At 42.1% G+C, this 26951-nt stretch carries 28 protein-coding genes; 5 read left to right on the plus strand and 23 right to left on the minus strand.

What is annotated here, in order from left to right; translation table 11 throughout:
- Nucleotides 1-48: 48 nt before the first annotated feature.
- The gene (gene nfuA / locus QNM16_RS17340; RefSeq protein ID WP_063361239.1) at nt 49-624 is read left to right on the plus strand and encodes a Fe-S biogenesis protein NfuA; all 576 of its coding nucleotides are present in this window, start codon (nt 49-51) and stop codon (nt 622-624) included.
- Between the two features lie 9 nt (nt 625-633).
- Complete coding sequence (locus QNM16_RS17345; RefSeq protein WP_284021672.1) at nt 634-909, plus strand: hypothetical protein; 276 nt, start codon at nt 634-636, stop codon at nt 907-909.
- Here QNM16_RS17345 and dinF read toward each other — a convergent pair.
- Entirely contained in the window at nt 854-2185 is a 1332-nt protein-coding gene (gene dinF, locus QNM16_RS17350; RefSeq protein ID WP_417710162.1) for an MATE family efflux transporter DinF, read from the minus strand. The two genes, QNM16_RS17345 and dinF, sit on opposite strands and share 56 nt — an antisense overlap.
- On the opposite strand from dinF, the gene QNM16_RS17355 reads away from it, so the two are divergent.
- Entirely contained in the window at nt 2150-3196 is a 1047-nt protein-coding gene (locus QNM16_RS17355; RefSeq protein WP_284021673.1) for a polysaccharide deacetylase family protein, read from the plus strand. The genes dinF and QNM16_RS17355 overlap by 36 nt on opposite strands.
- A 4-nt stretch (nt 3197-3200) precedes the next feature.
- Here the strand turns inward: QNM16_RS17355 and QNM16_RS17360 are convergent, their stop codons facing one another.
- The 13 genes from QNM16_RS17360 to QNM16_RS17420 form a co-directional block, all read right to left on the minus strand.
- On the minus strand, nt 3201-4232 hold the full coding sequence (locus QNM16_RS17360; protein ID WP_284021809.1) for a protein-glutamate methylesterase/protein-glutamine glutaminase: 1032 nt from the start codon (nt 4230-4232) through the stop codon (nt 3201-3203).
- Nucleotides 4233-4243: 11 nt separating this feature from the next.
- On the minus strand, nt 4244-4867 hold the full coding sequence (gene cheD, locus QNM16_RS17365) for a chemoreceptor glutamine deamidase CheD (protein ID WP_284021674.1): 624 nt from the start codon (nt 4865-4867) through the stop codon (nt 4244-4246).
- Entirely contained in the window at nt 4864-5688 is an 825-nt protein-coding gene (locus QNM16_RS17370; protein ID WP_284021675.1) for a CheR family methyltransferase, read from the minus strand. The genes cheD and QNM16_RS17370 overlap by 4 nt, the downstream gene beginning before the upstream one ends.
- A gap of 105 nt (nt 5689-5793) precedes the next feature.
- Complete coding sequence (locus tag QNM16_RS17375) at nt 5794-8523, minus strand: methyl-accepting chemotaxis protein (RefSeq protein ID WP_284021676.1); 2730 nt, start codon at nt 8521-8523, stop codon at nt 5794-5796.
- 12 nt (nt 8524-8535) lie between these two features.
- On the minus strand, nt 8536-9042 hold the full coding sequence (locus QNM16_RS17380; RefSeq protein WP_237135545.1) for a chemotaxis protein CheW: 507 nt from the start codon (nt 9040-9042) through the stop codon (nt 8536-8538).
- Entirely contained in the window at nt 9039-11180 is a 2142-nt protein-coding gene (locus tag QNM16_RS17385; RefSeq protein ID WP_284021677.1) for a chemotaxis protein CheA, read from the minus strand. Before QNM16_RS17385 ends, QNM16_RS17380 begins: the two co-directional genes overlap by 4 nt.
- Before the next feature lie 18 nt (nt 11181-11198).
- A complete protein-coding gene (locus QNM16_RS17390; protein ID WP_046355948.1) occupies nt 11199-11561 on the minus strand; it encodes a response regulator in 363 nt (120 codons plus the stop codon).
- Between the two features lie 9 nt (nt 11562-11570).
- Nucleotides 11571-11843, minus strand: a complete 273-nt coding sequence (locus tag QNM16_RS17395) for an STAS domain-containing protein (protein WP_284021678.1) — start codon at nt 11841-11843, stop codon at nt 11571-11573.
- Between the two features lie 121 nt (nt 11844-11964).
- A complete protein-coding gene (locus QNM16_RS17400) occupies nt 11965-12576 on the minus strand; it encodes an SCO family protein (RefSeq protein WP_284021679.1) in 612 nt (203 codons plus the stop codon).
- Complete coding sequence (gene cyoE, locus QNM16_RS17405) at nt 12576-13481, minus strand: heme o synthase (protein ID WP_284021810.1); 906 nt, start codon at nt 13479-13481, stop codon at nt 12576-12578. The genes QNM16_RS17400 and cyoE overlap by 1 nt, the downstream gene beginning before the upstream one ends.
- The gene (locus tag QNM16_RS17410) at nt 13478-14473 is read right to left on the minus strand and encodes a COX15/CtaA family protein (protein WP_284021680.1); all 996 of its coding nucleotides are present in this window, start codon (nt 14471-14473) and stop codon (nt 13478-13480) included. Before QNM16_RS17410 ends, cyoE begins: the two co-directional genes overlap by 4 nt.
- An 11-nt stretch (nt 14474-14484) precedes the next feature.
- Nucleotides 14485-14958: a transmembrane cytochrome oxidase associated protein gene (locus tag QNM16_RS17415; protein WP_284021681.1), complete on the minus strand. Its 474-nt coding sequence runs from the start codon at nt 14956-14958 to the stop codon at nt 14485-14487.
- The gene (locus QNM16_RS17420) at nt 14955-15671 is read right to left on the minus strand and encodes an SURF1 family protein (RefSeq protein ID WP_284021682.1); all 717 of its coding nucleotides are present in this window, start codon (nt 15669-15671) and stop codon (nt 14955-14957) included. The genes QNM16_RS17415 and QNM16_RS17420 overlap by 4 nt, the downstream gene beginning before the upstream one ends.
- Nucleotides 15672-15689: 18 nt before the next feature.
- Between QNM16_RS17420 and QNM16_RS17425 the strand changes: the two genes are divergently transcribed.
- Nucleotides 15690-15992 (plus strand): DUF2909 domain-containing protein, encoded by a 303-nt coding sequence (locus tag QNM16_RS17425; RefSeq protein WP_284021683.1) that lies wholly within the window; start codon nt 15690-15692, stop codon nt 15990-15992.
- Here the strand turns inward: QNM16_RS17425 and QNM16_RS17430 are convergent.
- The 9 genes from QNM16_RS17430 to QNM16_RS17470 all read right to left on the minus strand — a co-directional run bounded on the left by QNM16_RS17430 (nt 15898) and on the right by QNM16_RS17470 (nt 24344).
- The gene (locus QNM16_RS17430; protein WP_284021684.1) at nt 15898-16773 is read right to left on the minus strand and encodes a cytochrome c oxidase subunit 3; all 876 of its coding nucleotides are present in this window, start codon (nt 16771-16773) and stop codon (nt 15898-15900) included. The two genes, QNM16_RS17425 and QNM16_RS17430, sit on opposite strands and share 95 nt — an antisense overlap.
- A complete protein-coding gene (locus tag QNM16_RS17435) occupies nt 16766-17368 on the minus strand; it encodes a cytochrome c oxidase assembly protein (protein ID WP_284021685.1) in 603 nt (200 codons plus the stop codon). Before QNM16_RS17435 ends, QNM16_RS17430 begins: the two co-directional genes overlap by 8 nt.
- On the minus strand, nt 17368-18954 hold the full coding sequence (ctaD, locus tag QNM16_RS17440) for a cytochrome c oxidase subunit I (RefSeq protein WP_284021686.1): 1587 nt from the start codon (nt 18952-18954) through the stop codon (nt 17368-17370). The genes QNM16_RS17435 and ctaD overlap by 1 nt, the downstream gene beginning before the upstream one ends.
- Nucleotides 18954-20099: a cytochrome c oxidase subunit II gene (gene coxB, locus QNM16_RS17445; protein WP_284021687.1), complete on the minus strand. Its 1146-nt coding sequence runs from the start codon at nt 20097-20099 to the stop codon at nt 18954-18956. Before coxB ends, ctaD begins: the two co-directional genes overlap by 1 nt.
- Before the next feature lie 331 nt (nt 20100-20430).
- Nucleotides 20431-20628, minus strand: a complete 198-nt coding sequence (locus QNM16_RS17450) for a hypothetical protein (RefSeq protein ID WP_284021688.1) — start codon at nt 20626-20628, stop codon at nt 20431-20433.
- 359 nt (nt 20629-20987) lie between these two features.
- Nucleotides 20988-21197 carry a hypothetical protein gene (locus QNM16_RS17455; RefSeq protein ID WP_284021689.1) on the minus strand — a complete coding sequence of 70 codons (210 nt, stop codon included), beginning with the start codon at nt 21195-21197 and terminating at the stop codon, nt 20988-20990.
- A gap of 686 nt (nt 21198-21883) precedes the next feature.
- Complete coding sequence (locus QNM16_RS17460; RefSeq protein WP_284021690.1) at nt 21884-22030, minus strand: hypothetical protein; 147 nt, start codon at nt 22028-22030, stop codon at nt 21884-21886.
- Nucleotides 22031-22235: 205 nt separating this feature from the next.
- Entirely contained in the window at nt 22236-23465 is a 1230-nt protein-coding gene (locus QNM16_RS17465) for a serine hydrolase domain-containing protein (protein WP_284021691.1), read from the minus strand.
- 45 nt (nt 23466-23510) lie between these two features.
- Complete coding sequence (locus QNM16_RS17470; protein ID WP_284021692.1) at nt 23511-24344, minus strand: alpha/beta hydrolase; 834 nt, start codon at nt 24342-24344, stop codon at nt 23511-23513.
- Nucleotides 24345-24620: 276 nt separating this feature from the next.
- On the opposite strand from QNM16_RS17470, the gene QNM16_RS17475 reads away from it, so the two are divergent.
- A complete protein-coding gene (locus QNM16_RS17475) occupies nt 24621-26765 on the plus strand; it encodes a winged helix-turn-helix domain-containing protein (RefSeq protein WP_284021693.1) in 2145 nt (714 codons plus the stop codon).
- The last annotated feature ends 186 nt before the right edge of the window (nt 26766-26951 follow it).

A 26951-nucleotide genomic window follows, 5' to 3' on the forward strand; every position in this document is an offset into this window, starting at 1 on the left:
GAGTATCATAGGAAGTAACCGAGTAAATTAGTCAAGTATAGCCAGATTATGATCACAATTTCTGAATCAGCCCAAACCCATTTTGCTAAGCTACTTAGCGATCAAGCCGATGGCACGAGTATCCGTGTATTTGTTGTAAACCCAGGCACAGCACAAGCTGAGTGTGGTGTATCTTACTGTCCTGCAGATGCTGTAGAAGAAAGCGATATGCGCTTCAACTTCAATGGTTTTGATGCCATTGTTGATGCAGAAAGTGCGCCTTTCTTAGAAGAAGCAGAAATCGATTTTGTTACTGACAAAATGGGCAGCCAACTCACCCTAAAAGCGCCTAACGCTAAAGCGAAAAAGCTTAAAGATGATGCATCACTAGCAGAGCGTGTTGAACATATGCTTGTCACTGACGTTAATCCGCAATTAGCCAACCATGGCGGTCAAGTGAGCTTAGTTGAGATCACAGAAGAAGGCATTGCTGTACTGCAGTTTGGAGGCGGTTGTAATGGCTGCTCGATGATCGATGTCACCCTAAAAGAAGGCATTGAAAAAGAAATGATTGCCAAGTTTGACGAAATCACAGGTGTGCGCGATATCACTGAGCACGCACGTGGTGACCACTCTTACTACTAATCCACCAGCATGTTAACGCAGTATATTTACCGCTTGGGCTCCAACCCCAAGCGCAGTTTAAAATTCTTTTTTACGGGTATTGGTATTTTTGTACTCGCGATGGGTCTGTTCGCATTGAGTTATTACCATGATCCGAGTTGGCGCATTGCAGGTCTTGCGGTGCTTTTCCCAGCGTTAGGTATCGCAGGTTATGGATACCTTGGGATTTTTGCAAATCGCTTCTCGCAGGTTATTTCAGCAAGGAATTCTGCCCGTCGAGCTTTCGATAACGGTAAATCAAAGTAATACCGCGCAGTGCCATAAAACAGGTCATGGCCAACCAAAGTGCATGGTTGCCATGATCTAGCAATAAAAATACCGGTAAGAAAAACCCAAATAGCGCCGAAAATATCATGCTATTGCGCATTTCACGTGCTCTAGTTAACCCGACAAAAACACCATCAAATAAAAAGCAACTCATTGCTATCAATGGCAATATAATCAGCCAAGGTAAGTACACTAAGGCTGTGTCGACCACACTTGGGATTGTGGTAAGCATGCCAATAATACTAGGTCCAAATAGCGCAAATACGAAACAATACAACACAGCAAAAAGGCTGCCCCATAGAATACTTACAGCGACCCAAGTTTTGAGCTTTTCAACATCTTTTGCTCCTTTGGCTTGGCCAACTTTGGCCTCTACCGCATACGCAATTCCATCCATTGCAAAGCTAACCAACATTAAAAAGTTGAGTAAGACAGCATTGGCGGCCAGTGTATTCTCTCCTAATCGCGCACCATAAAAAGTCATAAAGCTAAAGCACAATTGCAATACCAAAGAGCGAATAAAAATATCTTTATTAAGTGTAAGTAAATGCAGCAAGTGTGCCCGATTGGGCATTAGCCAAGCAAACGTCCACCCCTTTCTTTTGAGTAATGCAGCGGTCAAATAAAGCGCCAATATTAAAGCACTGTAATCGGCAATCACTGATGCCCAAGCCGCGCCGGCTACGCCCCATTCAAACCCGATGACAAACAGTAAATCTAAAATGATATTCACCAAGTTCGTAAATAACACAATATAAAAAGGCCCTTTGCCATATTGCAGCCCGAGCATAAAGCCCAACAAGACCAAATTCATCATGGCTGCTGGTGCACTGTATATACGAATTGAAAAGTATAATGATGCTTGCTCCATCACCTCCACACTCGGTTTTGCCAAACGCTCAATCATGTCGAGTAAAAATGGAGAGGATGCAACTAAGGTCAAAGCAAATAGCATTGCAATCGCCAAACTGGCCAATAAGGATTGATATGAACGTGCTTGATTTTGCTCACCAAAAGCCTGTGCGATTTCACCTGTCGTGCTCATACGCAAAAAACTGGCTAACCAAAATAGTAAGGCAATGCTGCCCGAGCCCAATGCGATACCCGCTAAGTAATGAGCATGACTTAAATGCCCAATAACAGCCGTATCAACTAATCCTAACAGGGGGACCGAAATATTTGATAAGATCATCGGCGCTGCGAGAGTAAGTAGTGGAATATGATAAGGTGTACGCAGGTAATGAAAAAGCTTCATAATTTAATTCTATTTGTTGGTTTAGTCAGTGCTCAAGCACACAGTGCGACTATATTACAATATCATCATGTCAGTGAGAAACTGCCACCGGTAACGAGTGTCAGTGAGGACACATTCAAAACCCACTTAGAGTTTTTGAAAAAGGGCAATTACAACGTCATTGCTCTTGATAAGTTCATTGAGCATGTACAACAAGGTAAGTCTCTGCCTGTGAATACGGTTGCAATCACCTTTGATGATGGCTATGACAACAATATTGAAGCCGCAGCACCATTATTAGAAACTTATAACTTTCCCTATACTATCTTTGTCAATCCGCAGTTAATTGACGAAGGACAAAGCTATGTCATGACATGGGATGAATTGAGAACCCTATCAAAACGCGGCGCCATCATCGCTAACCACAGCGCCAAGCATGACTATCTGCACTTACGCAAAGACGGTGAAACTGAGCTGCAATGGGAAAAACGTATCAGACATGACCTTACTTGGTCTCAACAACGGATCAATGCAGAGATTGGACACAATTACCCTTATATTGCTTACCCCTATGGGGAGTTTAATAGTGCATTGCAGAAGCTTGTTAAGGAGTTAGGCCTCATAGGCATAGGTCAGCATTCAGGTGCTGTGGGCCCAACAACAGATTTTACCCGTGTACCTAGATTCCCCTCTTCTGGTATTTATAGCAATTTAAAGACACTCAAAGTAAAAATTAATTCGATCCCATTCGACATTGACAAGCTGATTTACACCAACTCAGTCACAACAGAACGAAAACCATCATTTACAATGTCGTTTAAGAGTATGGATTTTAGCCAAGGTCAATTAGCATGTTTTGTATCTGGTATTGGCAGAGCAACATTAACCTGGACTACAAAACACGAAGTCACTGTGACCACACCAGAACCTTTACCAAACGGGCGTTCTCGATATAACTGTACCGCTCCTTCAAAAACGCACAAAGGCCGTTTTCATTGGTTTTCACAACCTTGGGTAGTACAAGAGAAATAAAACACTAGCGGCTAGCAGAATGGAGTAACGCTTTTGCCATGGCATCCAGCGACACCACTTTGCTCGCTGCATCTAACTCAACTGCCGCACGGGGCATCCCCCATACTACACATGATGCTTCATCCTGTGCAAAAGTACTTGCTCCGGCATCTTTTAACCGCAAAAGGCCCTGCGCACCATCAGATCCCATGCCAGTTAACAGTGCAGCATGGACGTTTTTTGCAATAGGGACGAGCGAATCAAATAGGACATCAACGGCCGGCTTATGGCGATTTACTTTCTCGCCATCACTAAGTTGGCAAACTAACTTAGTGCCCTTTTGAACAATCAATAAATGCTTGTCACCAGGGGCGATAAACACTTTTCCTACACCTAATTCATCGCCTTCCTCAGCCTCTTTGACAGACACTTCACAACACTTATCCATGCGCATCGCAAAAGATGAGCTAAATACTGGTGGGATATGCTGCGTAACCACCACAGGTGGGCTGTTGATTGGTAACTTCGTTAAAACCTCTCGCAGCGCCTCAGTGCCCCCCGTTGAAGCACCAATTGCCATCACACTGCGTGCTTGATATTTTGCATCTGAAGCGATCGCTGGCTTTGCACCCAGTTGCTTATCAGCTTTAAATGGACGCACTCTAGCGCGACTGGCTGTACGTATTTTTTGATAAAGTACATCCGCGTAAGCTTCTAGCTGCTCAGCAACATTCGACATAGGTTTAGCTATAAAATCAACAGCACCTACTTCTAGCGCTTCGAGTGTCTCTGGGGAACCCTTTTGGGTAAGCGTAGACAACATCACAACAGGCATTGGTCGTAACCGCATGAGGTTTTTAAGAAAGCTCAAACCGTTCATTTTCGGCATTTCTATATCCAGAGTCAGGACATCTGGTTGCAATGCCTTTATCATGTCCCTCGCTTCGTAAGGGTCTTTTGCAGCCCCAACAACCTCAATGTCTCCGGCTTGCTCTAGCACAGCCTTAAGGACAGCTCTGAGTAAGGGGGAGTCGTCTACTATCAAAACCTTTATCATCACATATTACTCTAAAATAGCTCGATATCGGTTTTAGCATCTTGTGCCTCGATATCATGTAGGTACTTAACCTCACGTTTCTCAATCGTATCATTGTGCACCTGCCTTAGCTTCTTGACCTTTGCAGTACCCGACTGAGGGTGAAACACAACCTTTCTCGGCCAAGGACCACCTACATCATGAGAGACCAACTCGAGGTTTTCTTCTTCTACATATGCCTGAGCAAAACGGATATTGCCTACGCCAATGTCTGTCATTGCGCTGATAATTTTACCGCCACCAAATAACTTCACCTTCAGATTTGTGCGGCTTGCTCCATTTTTAAGTACTTCGTTGATTAAGAACTCCATAGCCCAATTGCCATAACGACAATTAAAATCATCAGAGTGTACATTGGTTATGTCTTTCATCTTTTGAGCACCTGGTAGCATAAAATGGTTCATACCACCGATCCCCAGCTTTTCATCATATACACAGGCGGCGATGCAAGAGCCTAGCACTGTAGAAATCAATTCATCATTTTTTGAGACATAAAACTCACCCGGCAAGACCTTAGCTACAACCGTATTGCGCCCAGCATCCCAAAAGCGCTTTACGTGCTCAAAACCGCTTATGACTGGCCTAAAGTGGTTCATGATGCATCTATCCTCTTATACATGGTTTTGCCTAAATTCTTAAAATCGCTACGTTCTTTACTCATGGTTTCTGAATGACCAATAAATAAGTGACCGTGCGATGACTCTAGCATTCGATGGTAGCCGTCAAATAGCGTGTCTTTCGTTTCTTTATCAAAATAGATCAGTACGTTTCTGCAAAATATCAAATCAAATGGGCCTCGCATTGGCCAGGGTTCCAGTAAATTTAGCCGCTTAAAATAGATAAAGCTTTTAAGTTGCTCTTTTACTCGAAACTGACTACCGTCACTGCTTTTTAAAAACCACTTCCTCAGATGATTATCATCAAGCCCTGTAACAGACTGGCTGCTGTAAACACCTTCGGCTGCTTTGTGTAGTACATTTGAATCAAGGTCAGTAGCTAACACCTTGACATCCCAATCAGATGGAAACTCGCCAGCAACTGTCATCGCAATACTGTAAGGCTCCTCACCTGTTGAGCAACCTGCCGACCAAAAGCGCACCCTCTTCGTTAACCTATTGTCTTCTTTGATACGCGGGATTAAGCTATTTTTCAAATAGTCAAAATGATGTGACTCGCGAAAAAAAGAAGTGAGATTCGTTGTGATCGCATTAATGAAATGACTAAACTCCTGCTCACTGCTGCTATCTAAAAATGCTAAATAGTCTTCAAACGAGCTCAAACCATTTGCCCTTATCCGTCTCGCTAAGCGTGAGTAAACCATTTCTCTCTTATGTGGCCCCAATACAATGCCACATGCGCTATATACTTTTTCAGAGACCTTTTGAAAATCCGTATCAGTAAATGGAAACTCTTTCATATGCTCATTAAGCTTAAATAGTGTGAATAACAGCAGCCGAATAAATACCGCCGATTTAAGACTGCCTCGCTAAGCTTAGAGGCAGCTCTAATATACCTGCTGAGATTAAAACTCTTCCCACTCTTCTGAGTCATCAGCAAAACGGTTTGCAGGCTCTGGTGCTCTTTGGGAAATATCAGCCGTGACATTGGCAGTTGTATTATTCAACTGTCGACCTTGACCATTTTGCACCGCAGGCCTTTGCGATGTTGTCAGCCTTTCTGGCTGCACATTACTAAGCGGTGTTGGCGTACTTGACGATGAAGAATCACCTACATTGAAGAAGTTCAATAGCCTTCTCATATCGTTCGCTTGTTCAGCCATGGACTCTCCGGCTGCTGAAGCCTGTTCGACCAATGCTGCATTTTGCTGAGTCATTTCATCCATTTGCGATACTGCTTTATTAACTTGCTCAATGCCTGAGCTCTGCTCTTCTGAGGCCTCTGCAATATCGGAAATCATTTCCGTAACCCGCTTCACGGCGGCAACAATCTCTTTCAAAGTCGCCCCCGACTCATTCACCAGTAACGTACCGTCTTCGACCTTGCCTACACTGTCTCTAATTAAATCTTTAATTTCTTTTGCTGCACCTGCTGAGCGCTGAGCTAAGTTCCTCACTTCGCCAGCCACGACGGCGAAGCCACGCCCTTGCTCGCCAGCCCGAGCAGCTTCCACTGCGGCATTCAGGGCAAGTAAATTCGTTTGAAAAGCGATTTCATCGATGACACTAATAATATCGGCAATCTTTTTACTCGACTCATTAATTTCAGACATGCTTGCAACAGCGCGATTCACAACTTCACCACCAGTCGCGGCTTTTTCGCTGGTCTCCGCAGCCAATTCGTTGGCCACTTTGGCATTGTCTGCATTTTGTCTAACCGTGCTAGTCATCTCTTCCATACTTGAAGCGGTTTCTTCAAGCGATGAAGCTTGCTCTTCTGTTCGTTGACTTAAGTCCGCATTACCTTGAGAGATCTCTTCTGCGCCACTGGCAACCATAGCCGCAGATGAACTAATTCTATTGAGTACTTCAGTGAGCTTATCTGCAGTTGTATTCGCATCCTGCTTGAGCTTGTCGAATGCGCCATTGTAATCCGCATTAATTCTTTGTGTTAAATCCCCATTTGCGAGTGCATCTAACATATTAACCGTATCAGACACAGCATCATCCACTAGTGAGACTAAACCATTCAGCCCTTGTGCTAACCGTAGATAAAACCCTTTTTTATTATTTTCATTAAGCCTCACTGCCAAATTACCATCACGAGCAGACTCTACAAGCTCGTTCACCTCAGACTCGATAGCGACTTCGTCCGTTCTATCTTCCCACTCAACCACAGTGCCAATACGATCACCACCGTCACCTATAATTGGGTTTGCCACCAAGCCGAAGGTACGGCCACCCACTTTAATTTCAGTCTTATAAGTCTCCGTTAGGTTCGTCACCATACTGCGCTGATGAGCCGGATTTTTATGGAATACATCAATGTTTGCGCCTATCAATTTTGCGCAATCAAAATTAGGTAAGTCCTGACGTATATCACGCTCTGCATTTTTCATCATTGAGGTCACAGCATCATTCATATAAACAATATTAAAATGACCGTCAGCTATCATGGTGTTGGTTGCAACGTTGTCCAATGCACGACGCACACGGAGGTTTTCATTGGCAGCCTGCCGTTCCTCTCGCTCTCTCACTAAACGTTCAGTTTTATCTTCCCACTCAACTACCGTACCAAGGCGCTTACCACTGCTGTCTTGCACAGGTGTTGCTATCAAGCCAAAAGTAAAGCCTGCAACGTCAATGTCTGTCTCATAGGTCTCAGTCATATTACTAAGTAGGTTTCTTTGATGGCTGGGGTTTGCATGGAAGATATCGATATTTTGACCTATTAATGTATCGACATTAAATCTAGGAAGCGCCTCTTGTAGCTGTGTCTGATTTTTTCTCAGCATGCGGATCACAGAGTCATTAGCGTATACAATGTTGCAATCATCATCAGCTAACATCACATTAGCCTGACACACATCTAAGGCACTGGAGATACGCGCATTATTCGCTGCTTCTCTTTGCTGTTTCTGTTCTAAAGCCAATTGCTCTGTTAAGTCTTTCCATTCTACCAAGGTCGCAATACGCTCATTATCCTTGTTGAAAACGGGTGTTGCTATTAAATCAAAGGTGAGCCCTGAGACAGTTATTTGCGTTTTATACACCTCACGTAAGCTGGCCAACAAGTTCCGTTGATGACTAGGGTTAGCGTGGAACATATCTATGTTAGTGCCAATAGTCGTGGCGACATTAAAACTAGGTAGATCTTTACGAAGCTGGTGCTCATTTTGTCTCAACATGGCAGTAACCGAATCGTTCATGTAGACGATATTTAAATCACCATCGGCCACCATGATATTAGCTTGACAACCTTTCAAGGCAAGTAGCAAGCTTTCTGTATGGTCGTCTTCATGCTCATCTTCGTGGCTTTCAACTCTAGATAACAGCCTATAAAGCTGGGGGAAATCTGATAAATCAAGCTGCTCAAACTGTTCTCGGTTACTTACCGTCATGAAAGGAAGTGCAGAATAAACCGCAGAAAGCTTTCCAACCACTGGCGACAAACCCAATTTTAAAAATATCAGAGCAGCCGCACTGCCCAACAATGGAATAGTAAATGCTACCATCCTAATTTGCTCTGATTCAGCTTGCCCTAGCTGAGCACCAACAATGACACTAATAACCAGAATTACACCAGCTACCAAAATCTTGTTATTAATACTGCTTTGGATACTCTGTTCGCTCATTTCGACCCCCAATTAGCCTTTGAGTCCACTTTTATCACTCAAATCTAAAACCTTTTCTAGATTTAAAAGCACAACCATTTTTTGCCCTACATTGACTAAACCGTGCACAAAATAAGCGTTATCTGAGTCCTGAAAATCAGGCACATCTTTGGCTTTTTCTTCTGCAATGCTGTACACATCAGATACAGCGTCCACGACTAGCCCCATAATTTTTTGTTGATCTTTAATTTGCACAGAGACCACGATGACAACGGTAAGCGGTCCATACTCAATGGCGCTGATCCCAAAACGCATCCTTAAATCGATAATTGGTACAATCGTGCCGCGTAAATTCATCGCCCCTCTTACAAAGTTCGGTGAATTAGGAATTGTGGTCACAGGCTCCCAACCACGAATTTCCTGAACAGCTAAAATATCCATGCCGTATTCTTCATCATGCATCATAAAGGTCAAAAACTGCTTTTCATCTGACTCGCCATCAAACATGAGCTGCTGATTTACCTCGACTTGATCGATCATACTGGCTCTGCCTCCTCACCTTTCAAATCAACCAACAATTCCGTTGAGCCAGGTCGACGTAGCCCACTTAATTTAATGAGGCCACTAATATCAATAATTAGCGATACTGTGCCATCGCCTAAAATGGTCGCCCCTGAAATACCATCAACCTTTTGATAATTTGCTTCCAAGCTCTTAATCACTACTTGCTGCTGAGCCAGTAAATCATCAACCAAAAGACCAATTTTGTAGTTATCGCTTTCAACGACAACCAGCAAAGTTTTATCTAACTCTTCACGAGCACCTTGGTGACTAAAAATATCGTACAATCGTAAAATCGGAATATACTCATCGCGAAGCCTCAACACCTCCAAGCCCTTACCAACTTTACTCACTTTAGAGATATCAATTTGCAATGACTCAACAATAGAAATTAGAGGAATGATGTAGGTATGGGTTGCAACTTGAACAAGCTGGCCATCAAGAATCGCCAGAGTAAGTGGCAATCTAATCGTAAATGTTGAGCCTACCCCTTGCTTTGAAGTGACTTCAACAGAGCCGTTCAATGCTTGAATATTTCTTCTAACCACATCCATGCCCACGCCACGACCAGAAATATCACTTACACTGTCGGCCGTCGAGAAGCCAGGCATAAATATCAGTTCATTAACCTCCTCAACACTGAGGTCATCCGACTCGCTGATCAGACCGTTTGTAATGGCTTTACTGCGTATTTTTTCAGTATCCAAACCTTTGCCATCATCCATGATTTCAATCACAATATTGCCGCCTTGATGAAACGCATTCAGAGTCACTGTACCAACAGGGTCTTTACCGTTGGCAATACGCTCTTCTGGCGTCTCCAACCCGTGATCTAATGAATTTCGCACCAAGTGCACCATAGGATCTGACAGCTTCTCCATCACCGTTTTATCTAGCTCTGTTTGCTCACCGACTAGCTTTAATTCGACTTGTTTATTGAGCTTTTGTGAAGTATCTCGAACCAAACGAGGGAAACGGCTAAACACAAAACTGATAGGCAACATACGAATACGCATGACGTTTTCTTGTAAATCGCGCGTATTATGGGCCAGCTGTGTTAACCCCTCTTGAAGCGCTGCAATGCTCGATTCAGTAATTTCTTGGTCGCCTATCTGGCTAAGCATCGCCTGAGTGATCACCAGTTCCCCAACCATATTGATCAAAGAGTCCACCTTATCGATACCAACACGAATAGAGGTCGCGGTAGAGTCGGCTGACTTCTTGGTATTTTTGGCTGACTCAACCTTCTTCTGTACTGCTGCAATATTTTCGTCTGCTTTGGGTGAAGCTTCAGCCTTGATTTCGGGTGCAGATACTTCAGCGACAGCACTTGAATCAGGTAAATCAGCAGCCTCTGATGTATTTATTTCCTCTGTCGTATTTGTATCATCTTCAAATAAGCCACCGCATGCTTCAATTTTTATATCTGCATCATCTTCAACCCATTCAAAGATTTCTGAAATGGCTTGTTCAGGCTTACTGGTTGTTAAAAAGAACCTCCAGTGTAAAAAGCAGTCCTCAGGGTCAAACTCCAAAAAGTCAGGAATGCCATCATGAAACGCTGTCACTTCCAACTGGCCTAACTCGGCCAATTCAGAAAACATGTAAAGTGGCTCGTTACCCGTTTTAAATAGATGTGGCTCTGGCTTAAAATCTATTTGGTAGGTCGTGCTTTGTAGCGCTTGCGTCGTATCTTCTTGTGGTTCTCCCTCGGCTTCCTCTGCAGATTCCCCACCGAGTATTGCCTCAAATCGTGCTTTTAGCTCATTTGACTCGCTTAAATCTGGTTCTTCTTCAGCTTGCAAAGCTCCTAATAATCCACGAACACAGTCAACCGACTTTAAAAGTAAATTAACATGCTCTGCGGTCAGCGTCCTTTGCCCATCTCTAATTTGATCAAGTAACGTTTCGAGTACATGTGTGAAATCTGACACTGATACAAACCCAAATGTACCACTGCCACCTTTAATCGAATGCGCCGCCCTGAAGATGGTATTAATGGTCTCAGAATCTTCTTTACCCGGCTCAAGATTAAGAAGCTCAGCTTCCATCGCATCAAGACCTTCAAAGCTCTCCTCAAAGAACACATCAAAAAACTGGCTTAAATCTATACTCATGCCTATACCTCGTTGGTACTAGCGAATGACTTTCTTCAATACAGCTAATAATTGATCCGGATTAAAAGGCTTTACAATCCAGCCAGTTGCACCTGCCGCTTTACCTTCACTTTTTTTATCAAGCCCTGATTCTGTCGTTAACATCAGTAGTGGGGTAAATTTATAATTTGGTAAGCTGCGTAACTCCCTTATTAACGTGATCCCATCCATCACTGGCATATTTACATCAGATATCACAGCGTCAAACCCCTGCTGCTTTGCCAAATTTAATGCCTCACTACCATCCTTTGCTTCTGTGACGTCAAACCCTGCTTTTTTAAGAGTAAAGCCAACCATTTGTCGCATTGAAGCAGAATCATCCACAGCTAAAATCTTTTTCATATTGACCTCTTAAATCTTACTGCTAAAGGATAAAATTTCGGTTAAACCAAGTTGTTCTACAGACTCAAACAAGATAGGACTATCACCGTGCCAAGTTATTTTTTGATCAAAGTTCATGAGCCTTTTTTGCAATGCACACAACATTTGGATCGAAGCTGTATCAACCTTTGAAACATCGTTAATATCAATGCATATCGGTTGGCCAGACTCTAATTCTTGAACGAACGACTGATAGAGTTCTTCGACTTTATTGATGGCTAACTCAGAAGGAAGTTTAATCATGTGCTTGGCACATTCCCTGTAAAAGTTATAGATAAGATTAGATTAGACGTTGATGATAAAATTGCCAAAATTTAGGCAAAAGAAATAAAAATATTATTAACTTAGAAACAAGTACACACTACTAAAGACGCGCTTTACTAGCATTGGAAATAATTTTAAAGTCCGCAATAATATACTCAACATTAACCGTCGGTACATGACCCTTTTTGAATTCAGGTTTGAAGATTGCGGTCAACTCTCCGTTGGGGTTTATCAAAGCAATAGATGCACTGTGGTCTACATAATACTCCGTTTCTTGCGAGTCATTTATGGCATAAATTAAACCGATATCTCTAACAAAAGGAAATAAGTGTTGATGATTATGCGTCACGGCTAAGAAGCTTTTATCAAAATACTCAATATAATCTTTACGTTGTGTAGGCGTATCTCGATGTGGATCAACTGAGACAAACCACACCTGAGTATTTTCAAACTCGCTGATTTTATTGTTAATATGGGTGAGCTTTGCCAGAGTCATAGGGCAGATATCCGGACAACTGGTGTAACCCAAAAACAATAAATTCCACTGTCCTATTAGGTGCTCATTTGTCACAATCTGATTACTTTGATCTTTCAACTCAAAAGGCTTTAGTAATTTGGGACTCGGATATACCACCGTCAATTCAGAAACCTGTTTGGGCTGCGAGCATGACAATATTGCAAATGATAATAAGACCAATAAAAGTAAACGCATCAGAACAGTAACTTATCAATAAACAATGCACTGAAGAGTAGCAATAAATAACTTATTGAAAAACGAAAAACTTGCATCGCCGACTCCGACTTTGATTCAAAATACAAAAATGTCACTTTTTGCAAAAAACGTGCGTTTAAAAAGCACGAGATAGCAAGATAAAATATTCCAGACATATTAATTAAATACGGCAATATACACACCAAAGATAATAAAATGGTATAAATAAGCATGCACAATTTTGTAAAGTGAACACCATGCGTCACTGGTAGCATAGGTACATTAGCGCGTTCATAATCTTGCTTTCTAGCAATAGCCAGCGCCCAAAAATGGGGCGGTGTCCAAGTAAAAATGATCATCACCAATAGCCAAGGTTCTGCGCTCATCGCGCTTGTCTCACTTACCCAACCAAGCAGTGGCGGCATTGCCCCCGCTAAACCGCCAATCACTATATTTTGGGGGGTGGAGCGTTTTAAGAAAACCGTATAAACAACTGCGTAGCCAAACAGCGCCAATACAGTTAAAAAAGCACACAACAAATTGCTGTATGCCAATAGCAGCACACTACCTAAAATCCCAATCACAAAAGCAAATATATAAGCTTGCTGCACACTCAGCTGCTCCTGCACCATGGGTCGATGCCGAGTTCGTACCATATGTTTGTCTTTTGCTCGGTCTAAAATATGATTGATGGCTGCCGCCGAGGCCGACACTAAGCCAATCCCCAATAAAGCAGCTAGCTGTAGCCATATACTGCGGCCAGATTCAGGGGCTAATATAATGCCAACCCACGCAGTAAGCACCAGCATTAATACAACTTTAGGCTTACATATATTCAGGTAGGGTTGAATATATTTTGATATGCCATCGAATGCATGTGTATATTTTGCTAACTCTACATTCATACCCATATCTGCCTCGCTCGAGAGAGTAAAAAGCAGGCTCTGACAAGTGCCAACAACAATAGAGCAGCCATTAAATTATGGAATAGCGTCAGTAAAATTGGGAATTTGAAATAAACAATTATCCCCCCAATAGCAACCTGCAGTAGCACCAATATAGCCACTTGATTGGCTGCTTTTCGAATAATCGGCTGAGATATTCTAAAATGAACAAAGACCGCCATAGCGACCAATGCCAACAACGTTACACTTGCCCATATACGATGCATCAAATGAATCGATACACGCGTTTCAAAAGGTAGTACGCCATATTCATAGGTGCTTGACGGCTTTGGCAACTCCAATAAGCTTGACCAAGAGAAAAGCTCACTATTAGAGCAAAGCGGTAACCCCGTGCAATGGGGTGCAGCATAATTTGCAGCAAGCCAACCGCCAAGCGCGATTTGTAGAACCAGAATACCGGTACAAACTATGCCCACCTTTAAACAAATAGATGCCTGAGCTTCATATTCAACGGATGGTGGTGCCGCTCGCAGATACAACAAAGTAAGAAGGGATAAAACAGTAAAACCTCCCAGTAAATGCCCCATCACCACAAATGGCTGCAAGTTCATAGTAACTGTCCACATACCAAGTAAGGCCTGAACGCCTATCATAAGTACCAGAGCACTCGCCAAGACCTTTGGCGCATGTTGCGCCCTAGATCGAATAATAACGGCAAACAATAATAAAATAACCAAGGCTAAGCTACCCGCAAAGTACCGATGGATCATTTCAATCCAAGCTTTGCGAGGCTCAATTTGACTAGTTGGAAACTTTAGCTGCGCTGCAGTAATTTCATGAACTTCATTTGGCACGGTCAAAAAACCATAACACCCCGGCCAGTCTGGGCAACCAAGTCCCGCATTGCTCAACCTAGTATATGCACCGAGTACAACCACACAAATGGCCAGCATACACGCAAACGTGATAGTTCGTTGAAGTACAGTAGACATAGCGCCTCCTTTTACTGAGAACGAGCATAATTTAAGAGTTTTTTCATGTCCTTCAATAGCCCTTTAAGAACCAATCTATTTGCTTCAGGATCAGACTCATAAGGGTATTCCAAAATCACTAGGCCATGTTTATCGACCAGATAAAAAGCGGCGGGCACGAGTTTTTCTTGTATAGTTTGATCGACTGGCTGCTCAGCGTCTCCAACAAGCACGATAGCGACTTTGCTACGGTGCTTACCCAATGCAACATCTAAGTTTTCCACATTACTCTTTTGTACATCGCACGCGGTCAAACATCCTTTGGGCACATTTAAAACAATACTCCATAGCTTGCCTTCAGGCATAACAGGTAGCCAAATATCTTGCTTTAAAAATCTGCCATTGTTCGTCGTTGAACTTGGCTTAAAATCTAATTTAAGTACGGTTATTGCCATGATCACAGGCAAAATAAAGCAACCAATAAACAACCCAAGTGTTTTATTCATGTTCTTAAATCCCTAGACTTTTTTCTGGTGGCAAAATAAGCAATCACACCTGCAGATAAACCAATCAATAGCCATTGCAATGCATAGGCACGATGTTTATCAGGGCTCATTACCACTGCTTTATAGTGCGGTGTTACACCTTGAATAACACCTTGCTTGGCAATCAATAACTGCGATGAAATCGGCAACTTTGATTCCCGTTCAAAATACGCCCGATCCAAATACTGTAAAACGTTATGATGATATGCACTTTGATCAGGGGACTTGGCTAAAGTAAACCCAGACCAGACACCTATTTTGAACTGCACATTGACTTCAATTTGATTAAGCGGCAAAGCTATTACTGGTAACTGGCTTCGACTGTCTCGAGCTGGCACAAAGCCAAGGTTAATAACAAAAAGAGTGTCGGTATTGTCAGCTTCAAACAAAGCGATCAAGTCATAGCCCACTTGACCATGCAGAATTTGATTGTCCAAAAACCACCATTGATTTGGCACCAGCTTTCCTTTTAAGTCTATGTTTGCCCCCTGCCAGTTATCAGTGCTTTCGACCTCTCCAAGCGCATGATTATCAAAGCGCTCAGTCAACATAGAGAGCTGTGCTTGCTTGTCGCCTGCTCGCTGCCATTGCCAATAGGATAGTCTGAAGCAAACAGACATCACGATAGTCACTGCAAAAATGAGCACAACTGTACTAGTCTTTTTATTAAACACGTAAAGGCGTACTCCCTTATGCTTATAAAATGGATTATCACAGCACTTCTTTTAGTTATTCTTTACCAGCTTTTTTATGCCTTATTTGTGATGCTCAAAGGAGCTGAAAAATCGAAAAACATGTCTAAAATATTAGGGAAAAGAGTCATATTTTCTCTGATAGTCGTACTTTGCATTACACTTTCCAGCCAGGCTGGGCTATTTAACTTTAATCCTAAGCCGAACTCTAAATCACATACACAAACACAAACAAACATAGCCACACAACATCAACAAAATGCCAATACCAAGCAGCTGCCTGAAACGCAAAATGTTGATTAGAGTCCAAGTGTCCCTTTAGGACCCTCAGCCACACCACAAACAACATCAATGCACCAAGCGTGACATGCATACCATGAAAACCAGTGAGCATAAAAAAGGTGTTGCCATAAATGCCAGAGTCGAGTTTCAAGCCCAACTCAGTGTATGCATGTATGTACTCTTCAACTTGCAAGCCTAAAAAAACAAAACCTAATGCGATGGTCACGCCCAAGAACACTTTTAATTTCAGCCGTTCATTTTGCTCAATCGCTGTATGGGCGAAGTGCAAGGTAACGGAAGAGGTAAGCAAAATAATGGTGTTTATCAAAGGTAAACCTTGCCAAGGCATCGCTTGAGTTGCGGTTCCATCTGGCGTCATCAAAAGCGGCCATAGGGCCTCAAACTCTGGCCACAGCACCTCATTAGTCATCATATTATTACTACTGCCACCTAACCAAGGGACTGCAAACATGCGAACATAAAACAAGGCACCAAAGAATGCAGCAAAGAACATGACTTCAGAAAATATAAACCACCCCATACCTTGGCGAAATGATCTGTCCATTTGCGCGGAGTAAAGCCCACTCATAGATTCATCAATAACGTGACGAAACCAACCGACTATCATACCTATTAAAACGACTATACCCGCAAACAATGTCCAAACACCTGAGCTGGCTTCTTTACCTAGTTGCATCACAGTTAACCCGGCTCCCACAGCAATAAAAAACATCGCAACAGCGCCAACTATTGGCCAAGGACTTTGTTCCGGTACATAGTAGGGTTGGTAACTCTTATCCATTTTGAGGTCCTCTTACTGGGGTCGATTGTATTAAGTAATACTGTGAAACAAACTGGCTTTGTGTCTGCTCGCCACTGTATGCAGTTTCACTCTCAGTAATGTCGTATAAAGTGTAAGAAAGGGTTAATTCCTGCACATCATCAGGTAATTCAGTGTCAACGTAAAACCGCAATATAAACTCCATTGACTGATTTGCGGCTAATGGCTGTTGGTCAAAGCAAAAGCAGGCTAACTTATGCAAATATTTAGCAGCTTGCCCCGGAGACACCGAAGGAATGGCTTGCATAACCCGAGCGGTATCACTCAAGTTTTGCGCAACAAAGCGGACTTCTGATAGCTTACCCGGCTGAACGCTTACAGAGTACTGCTGGGCTTTCACTTGAAAAGGGGCACTACTTTTAGCATGCGTTGTAAAACTAACCTCTACTTGTCTTGAATCATCGACACTTGTACTTTGCTCAGCCACAACGAGGTCGACTTTCCCATTTAGTCCAGTTATGTCACAAAAAACGTCGTATAAAGGTACTAACGCAAATGCAAAAGCAAACATGCCCAGCACAGTCAGAACCAATTTTTGTATCAGTGCCGTATGCATTAGTCCACCTTTGGCGGTGTTGAGAAGGTGTGGTATGGTGCAGGTGATGCCACTTGCCACTCCAGCCCTTCAGCACCATCCCATACTTTGTCTTCGGCAGGCTTTCCGCCAGCGACACACTTAAACACAACAGCTACAAAAAGTAATTGGGATAATCCAAACGCAAATCCACCCACACTAATAATCGCGTTAAAATCAGCAAACTGCAGGGCGTAGTCAGGAATACGCCTTGGCATACCCGCTAAGCCGACAAAATGCATAGGAAAAAACAATACATTGACGCTCACCAGTGATAACCAAAAATGCCACTGTGCCAGAGTTTCACTGTACATATTACCTGTCCATTTTGGTAACCAGTAATAAGCGGCTGCCATGATAGAAAATACTGCCCCTGTAACTAATACATAATGGAAGTGTGCCACTACAAAATAGGTATCATGATACTGAAAATCTGCTGGCGTTATCGCCAACATCAGCCCAGAAAACCCACCTAGTGTGAACAGGACAATAAAAGCGATGGCAAACATCATGGGGATCTCAAAACTTATCGAACCTCGCCACATCGTTGCAACCCAATTAAAGACTTTTACCCCTGTTGGTACAGAAATGAGCATAGTCGCATACATGAAAAACAATTCGCCCGCTAATGGCATACCCGTAGTAAACATATGATGCGCCCAGACGACAAAAGACAATAAAGCAATCGACGAGGTGGCGTAGACCATAGAAGCGTAACCAAACAGCTTCTTGCGTGAAAATGTCGGCACTATGGTGGAGATAATGCCAAATGCAGGCAGTATCATAATGTACACTTCAGGGTGTCCAAAGAACCAAAAAATATGTTGAAACATAACGGGATCTCCACCACCCGCAGCATCAAAAAAGCTGGTTCCAAAATATTTATCGGTCAACACCATGGTCACAGCACCTGCCAAAACGGGCATCACCGCGATAAGTAAAAAAGCAGTAATTAACCAAGTCCAAACAAATAACGGAAGTTTCATCCATGTCATGCCAGGCGCTCTCATATTCACTATGGTTACGATCACGTTGATTGCGCCCATAATAGAGCTGACCCCCATAATATGAACGGCGAAAACAAATAGCGCTGTGTTATCGTTACTATATGTGGTCGACAAAGGTGCATAGAATGTCCAACCAAACGCAGGACCGCCTCCTTCCATGAACAGGGATGCCAGCAAGATCGCAAATGCAAAAGGTAAGATCCAAAAACTCCAGTTATTCATTCTTGGCAATGCCATATCTGGTGCTCCAATCATCATGGGGATCATCCAGTTGGCAAGGCCGGTAAAGGCGGGCATGACAGCACCAAACACCATGACTAATCCATGGACGGTTGTCATTTGATTGAAAAAATGGGGGTCGACAAGCTGCATTCCCGGCTGAAATAGCTCAGCACGGATAACCATGGCCATCGCGCCACCGGTAAGAAACATCAACAGAGAAAACAGTAAATACAATGACCCGATATCTTTGTGGTTAGTAGTAAAAAGCCATCGTTTTATACCCGAAGGTGCCCCATGATGATCATGCGATGCAGCTTGCTCTTGCGCGGTAGTCGACATTACTCTTTCTCCTTAGTCTCATCAATGAAGGCCTGTATTTGCCCAGGCTGTACTACCTCTTGGGTATCATTTCCCCAGCTATTTCGCTTGTATGTGATCACACCTGCAATTTCAGTCAGCGTTAACTGCTTTCCAAATGCTTGCATTGCAGTACCGGGACGGCCATTAACCAAGATATCAATATGCGCTTTGAGCTCACCATTTACGACAGGACTGCCCTTCATTGCAGGGAAAACGCCCGGTAAGCCTAGCCCTGTAGGCTGATGGCAAGCAGCACAGTATGCCATGTATACTTTTTCTCCTGTCGCCATCAACTCATCTTTAGAAAGCGTAGCGCCAACTGAAGCTGCTTCAGCTTGTTCTGCTTTAGCTTTAGCTTGCTTTGCATCTGCAAGCCATAAATCGAAATCATCGGGAGAGCGAGCTTCTACTACAACAGGCATAAAGCCATGGTCTTTACCGCAAAGCTCAGCACATTGTCCTCGATAAATTCCTGCTTCATTCACTCGGGTCCAAGCTTCGTTAATGAAACCTGGATTAGCATCTTTTTTCACGGCAAAGTCAGGCACCCACCAAGAGTGGATCACATCATCTGATGTCAGTAAAAACCGCACTTTTCGATCGGTTGGGATAACCAAAGGTTTATCAACTTCGAGTAAATAGTGCTCGTCTTTTTCTTGCAAATTAGCAATTTGATCTTTAGGTGTAGATAGAACGGAGAAAAAGTCCACATCATGGCCCATATATTCGTAATGCCACTTCCACTGAGATCCTGTTACCTTAATGGTCAAATCTGATTTACTTGTGTCTTCCATTGCAATCAAAGTTTTCGTGGCAGGAATAGCCATAACGACCAAAATCACAAAAGGAATGGCAGTCCATATAATCTCCACTTTGGTGCTTTCATGAAATTGGGCAGGCTTAGCGCCTTTGGACTTACGGTGATGTATTAGCGCCCAAAACATCACTGAAAATACGATAACACCAATTACACAACAGATCAGAAAGATCGTCATATGTAGCTGGTAAACCTCATTACTGACATCCGTCACCCCTTGACGCATGTTGTAATCGCTGGCTGCTGCACTGAAGCTTGCCAGTAATGGGACAAAGATATGGAACAGCTTTAAATTCGCAAGATTCATGTGACGTCTCCGATCCCTTATAATTTTAATCTTGAAGGGGTTTTTATTATTGGATGACTGTCAATAGGCGTTGTTGCCTAAACTGCATGACTTCTTTAACGATTAGTAAAGAAACAACCAGCTTGCAAGTTTTGTCTCTCGAATTGTCATATCAAGTTTGAGCATTTACTTTATGGTGAGTAGAAAGGTAAAGATATTGAAAAAGAGTGCAGATAGAGTCTGGAAAAATAAAATAAAACAATTAAAAACAGGCGGATAATAATAGGTTTTCGTCTAATCTAGAAGGCAACATAATTCATATGTTGCCCAATCAAACTGCAATATGACTAAATTAGCAAGTTTGACTTCCTGTTTGGTGATCTGTGCCTGTGATAACACATCTGTCTACAGTACGTCTTGCGGTGTTGCAGCCAAAAGTATCGTAATCATAAAAGCCAGCACCACCGACTTTTGGAGTCACATCTCGAGCAATTGATTGGCTATTTTTCGTCAACGATTTTAGTTTTGATTTTTTAAGCGTTATATTCATTTTTATTCCTTTTAAAATTATGCAATTAATTGCAAATACAAACTAACAAAAAAGAAAAACCATATCAACAAGAAAACCAACAAAAAACACCATTTAAAATAAAGACTTAAAGCATTTATAATTATTAAAAAATTCTTTTTATTACAATTAAATGTAACTAAAAATAATTGACTGAGCCAGATGTAAGAAATGAAAACGTTAAGACTAGAAAAAGAAGAATAACTCAAGTAAAAAAACTAAGGCGAAAACACTATAGATGGCAGCAGCAAATACAACGCTACTGCCAACAAGATTGAAGTCACAATAGCAACATCTCGTGTTTTATACCTACAAGCTTAATCGCGTATCGTGTCTGTAGTTTAAGCTGTTCCTGTAATCACACACATTTGTCCATTTTCAGGAAAAGTGTGACAGTCCGTAGAGTCATTGTGGCAATCCATTGTGTTTGGTAAGCATCTATCCGTTACATAGCTACTACCGCCAGCTATATTTGGCGTCATATTATCAGCAATTGAGCTACTACTTTTGGTAAGTGATTTTAGCTTGGTTTTTTTTAGCTTCATATTCATAGTGTTACTCCTTCTTCTCAGTAAAAATTTATATAGCTGCTTTACTGTCATCGCAAGTACAGTAAAGCCTGTGCCTGTAATGACACAAAATTGATATTGGTTAGTGCCGTCTTGCAGCTGTGTCAGGCAATCGCCTGTAAATAACATAGCTTCAGCCGCCAGCAATCGTTGGCGTCACTTTTTACCCTATTGAACGACTATTTTTAGTTAACGACTTCAATTTTGTTATTTCTGATTTATATATTCTCATTCCTTTTATAGGACCAAAATTAACGTATCCAGAAAAAAACCAAAAATCAACAGCTAAAAAACAAGAAATAAAATGGGAAAAAAAATTAACATTAAGCACATGCACTTACGAATAAAAAAATAGAAAAAGAAACAAAACAAATTTCAAAATTGAAAACACAATCAACATGTAAAAACAGAAGCATTAGAAACCAAAAACACTTTACGCTTAATAGAAATAACCAAAGAAGAGCTCAACTTCAAAAAAACATTCATTAAATAGCAAAAAGACAAAACATAAAAATTAAGAGCAGGATTTAATTAAGGGGAATTTATAAAAAAGATAATAACGACATTTAAGATTATACAGCAATAGAAGTAAAAATATTACAGCCCAGAGAGTACCGAGCTATAAAAGATATAACCAGTGAGCAAACAAGTTGCTCACTAATAATTTTTTAATAAAGTGAAGTATCTGTAATATTACATGCCATACTTAGCTCTGGTGCTGTGTGACATAGAGCCATTTCACAAATAGTAGGCTGCGTTGGCTCATAACTACCACCACCAAGGCGACTGCTACCGCCAGCTATATGAGGGGTCATACCTTTACCAATTGAGTTATGGTTTTTAGTTAACGACTTAAGCTTTGTTGCTTTTATTTTAATATTAATTGTTTATTCCTATTTTTTATAATACCCAATTTAAAAGCCCCCATTTAAAAATCCACAATCAAATAGGCCTTATAATAAAAAATCTTTAACAATAATAAATTAGACAAAAAACCATTTAAAAAACAATGCATTTCTTCTAACCATTTTCTGATTGAAATACAGCTAAAAGGTGTGTCGCAATCAATTTCATGGTCTGCTCGTCTTCTTCGTGGCCAGTTGTTACTATCATTAAATCTAATTCATCTATCAAAACAATATATTGCCCTCCACCACCCTGTGCAGAGCGAGTCAGATAGCGCTTATCACCGATCTGCATTTCGGCTTGCCACCAGTAATAGCCATAACTTGGCATCTTCACTTTATCTCCTGTAAAGAAGATGTCGCTTCCATTAAGTGTCACTATTTTGTTGGTTGCTTTAGCCAAATACTTTTTGGGGATCAATTGCTCCCCCTGCCACTGTCCGCCAGACTTAACTAACAAACCTAGCTTAACCATATCCCTCGATGTTAACGCTGAGCCATATGCCCCAATAGGCAGACCGCCAACCTCGTCTCGCCATTGATAATTAAAAACCCCTAATTTATTAAACAGCTCCTGTTCGATAAATGCTTTTGCGCCACTGGGCACCAGCTTATTGAGCACAAGCATTACAAACGCAGGATCTTCGCTTTGGTAATTAAAATTTTGCTTTGAGGGTTCAATTGGTAATGAAGATGACAACAGTGCTTGCAACTGAGCTTGAGTGCTTTTTTGCCCCAACTTTGTGCGTAACGCCGCATATAATTCGTGTTTAATGCGTAACCCTGATTGCATTGTTAAAGCTTGATGCAAGGTAATGCTCTGAGCACCTGGAGAAAACGCCTCAGAATTCAAGTCATTGAAAAACGATACAATGGGCTTATCCAAGTCCGCCATTGTTAAATGACCAAGAGCAATAGCGCGGCCCAGAGCTAAACTCAGTATAGCTTTAGTAACAGAGGCTTGAGGATGGGGGTTATCAATTCGCCCACGTAAATAATACGACTCAAAAATAAGTGTATCTCCTTTTACGAGCAGCAAACTATCATACTTTCCGAGCTTTTGAGTGCTCACCTCCATGGCCAATTTATTCAGCATGGCCTTATCCGCTTTTACATGATCAAAATTGCCAACTCGAATGCCATCGCTTAACGTTTCTGGCGTAAAATCGATATAAGGTACTTCGAGATTAGCTAGCTCCGAATGCGCTAACTTACTCTCTGCGGCTGTCACCTTTGGCGCTACGGGTATGCTCGCAATTGCCGACACACTTACGACGCTCAGAACAGATATATAAATCAATAGGATCTGCTTTTTTTTAATCCATTTAATGCAAAATAATGCCATGTTTTTCCCCATATACTTCAGTGCTCTCTATCCAAAAACAGTTATTTATAGATTCGACAACCATGACACGCCACGCGCAACCGTCATGGGTACCGCTTGTGAGTGGTCCCCCTCCATGACTTCATGGGTTAAAAACAACTTGCTCTGCGAGTGGGTATTTAATTTAGCAAGCAATCGATCAACATGTATTTGTAGGCTTGCTTCTTGGTCGCCATAAGAGATAAACACATTGGCGTTAAGTTGTTTCTGCTTACTCAATAATTCACTTAAATACTCCACGCTGCCACCTAAAGCAGGACTACCTAAGATGTAGTGATTAAATGTATCTGGCTGTGTGACCAAAGCATACAGTCCAAATTGCCCACCTAATGAATAGCCAAAATAAGCACGTTGATCTGGTTTGGTTCTATACAGCGAATCAACCCGCTTGATGACGTCCTCGCGAATGAAAGCTAAATGTTTTTCCGCTTGACCAAAGTGATACTTGGCTTGACGAGCCTTATCCGTTGATGGAGTCACTGTATAGTCTCGAAACCGGCTGGCATAAGGGGCTGTAGTCTGACCGTCAACCTTAGGCATGTCTTTTTGCCAAGAAATCCCCACTAAGATCACATCATCCATTAAAAATGTCGTTGCTGCAGACAACAAATCGAGTTGCCATACTGCATCAGTGAAATACACCACAGGGTAACGATGTTTTGAGTCTTTGCCATAGTCCTCAGGCAACTTGACCAATAGTTCATATTGTCCACCATTCACTGAATTGGTGATTGGTACCACTTGCGTTCTTGGCATGGCATACGCCTCAAACTCCATTGCTTGCAAACTCCACAACGGCAGCATCATACATATCAATGTCTGTACAAATTTTTTCATCATTCTTCCTCGTTATTTAGATGCGACAAACTAGGCTAAACAACTAATTTATTGCTTACTCGCCTACATGTTATTGGTTGACTAGGAAAACAGGTTAGCGCATTCAGAATGAGGGGCTTGATGTTTTGCTGACGTCACATTGACTTTGCAATGAAAAATAAAATAGCAAATAATTCAGGTGGTTATAATTTGATATTTCGCAATCTAATACGTATGTTAACCTTATTTTATACGTACTAAAATAATCACACTCACTGCCAACGAACAGTAGGAAGGGCTATGCAACAACAGTATTGGGTAGGCGACTTTTATATAGATGTATCCAGAAATCAGATCACCTATCAACAACACACCCAAACACTTGCTCCTAAAGCACTTGCTGTGCTGAGCGTCTTAGCCCAGTACCAAGGCAAAGTATTGAGTCAAGACAAGCTTCTTGATGCTGTGTGGCAAGATGTTATCGTCTCACCAAATACACTACAGCGTAGCATCGCACAGCTCAGAAAGGCATTTGGTGATGACGGCAAAGAACAAGTGTTCATCAAAACCCACGCTAAGCAAGGATACAGCTTAGAGGTCAAGGTCAGATGGGATGATAAGAGCACTGCGGTAACTGAGAGTACACTACCTTCGCACAGCCACGAGCAAACAATAGCCTCTGAATTGCCCGTAACGCCCACTAAAAAGAAACGCCCCTTTAGGCCTACAGTTTCATTCACAATATTAGGTGGCATAATCGCGTTTGGTGCAATGACACTGCTAAACCAACCAAAACCCGACACGTTTCATGTTGAAAAGCTCACCGCGCTCACCGCAACCGATAATAGAGAAAACGCTGGGATCTATTCGCCCGATGGTGACTATGTGGTGTTCCATCGTTATGAAGACCGCTTATGTATCAACAATCTATGGGCTAAACACACACAAACTCAAGCTGAATTTCAGCTAACACAACAGCTCAAGTCAAACGGTACACATACCTTCTCTGAAGATGGCAACACCCTATACTTTGTACAAGAGCAAGATTGTCGGCAGCCCATAACACAAAAACGATGTTACCAGCTAATGAGCTTAGACTTTGCCAAATCCCTGATATCCCCCCAACAACCCACAACCCTCATGGAGTGTAAAAACTCTCGGCTGCGTGCACCTAACTGGCTGACCAATGGCGCTCTAGCGTTATTACAACAGCACAATACAAGATGGGAATTGATCCGTTACTCAATCGATAGCAAAGAAAGTCAAATAATATACGGCTCAGAGGAAGATAACGTCATCTCATATGCTTATTCTAGAGCTGAAAACCTTATCGCTTTGACAACGTTAAATACTAATAACGAGTACCACCTAGTACTTGTTTCCCCTGAAGGAGAGCTACGTTCAAAAATTGCCATTCAGTACCCAAAAGAAATCGCACAGTACCGATTTATTTACCCTAGTTTCTCACCACTTGATGAAAAATTAGTATTCAGTACGGGACGGCAGCTATTCACACTCTCCTATGATGGGCAGATTGAAAACGTCAGCTTGCCTTTAGACGAACCAATGGGGTCGCCAAGTTTTCACCCTAACGGCGACCGCATATTAGTGATTAAAGGCTTTTATGATCGAGATATCGCCTCGTTTTCATTCACTCAGTCTGATACTTTCACTGAACAGCCAGACAAAACTATCCATCAGGCAAAATTAGATATTATCGAGCGCTCAATTTCATCAGAAGGCAGTGCGGTGTTCCAGCCAAATGGGAGTAAATTAGCTTTTCGTTCACAGCGCTCTGGCATAGATCAGGTTTGGATAAGTGATGGACAAAGCAGCCAACAGCTATCGAATTTTGCTATGGACAGCTATATTGAGGGGTTAATTTGGGCTAAAGATGGCAAAAGTATTATGGCCAATTCAGCGAAAGAGCTATACCAACTGTCTTTAGATGACAGCAGTCAGCATTTTTCCTTTCCAGTGCCAATTGAACAGCTTTTTGCTTGGGATAGTGAACAACAAACAGCACTGGCCAATATCCGTGTGGCAGGACTAATTAAATTTGCAGAGCTTAATTTACAAGAGTTAACCTTTATTACACTCCAAGAAACCCCGGTCAATTGGGCACAATACGCTAACACAAGACAGATTATTTATACCGATCAGCTCGACAGGTTTTGGCACACCGGCGGTATCGAAGACACTTTAATCGATGCGCTTATCACTCAAGGCAGTGATAAGCGCTTTGTATTTAAAAATAACACCTTATATGGGATCAATGAGCAATTTCAGTTTTGGCGTTATAACCTTGCTAACGAGCAATTTGAAGAACTTACCCAGCTGCCAAAGACCCTCGATTACCTTACCGATGTTCGCGGTGATGCGGCGTTAATATCAATGCGTATAAATGCTAAAAAAGAGCTCGCAGAATTGACACTTTCTCAATAGTTTAGTCGCTTTTCGAAAACAAAAAACCCAAGCAATTGCTTGGGTTTTTCGTATTAGCTTATGAGCTTGGGGCTGATCACATCATGCCGCCCATGCCGCCTCCCCCCTAAAAACCGTACTTGCGAATTTCCCCGCATACGGCTCAAGCCTTTAAAAGTCAGTACCTGAGTACAGACCTGCTAACCT

The sequence above is a fragment of the Pseudoalteromonas umbrosa genome (genome assembly GCF_030125375.1).
Classification (GTDB): Bacteria; Pseudomonadota; Gammaproteobacteria; order Enterobacterales; family Alteromonadaceae; genus Pseudoalteromonas; species Pseudoalteromonas umbrosa.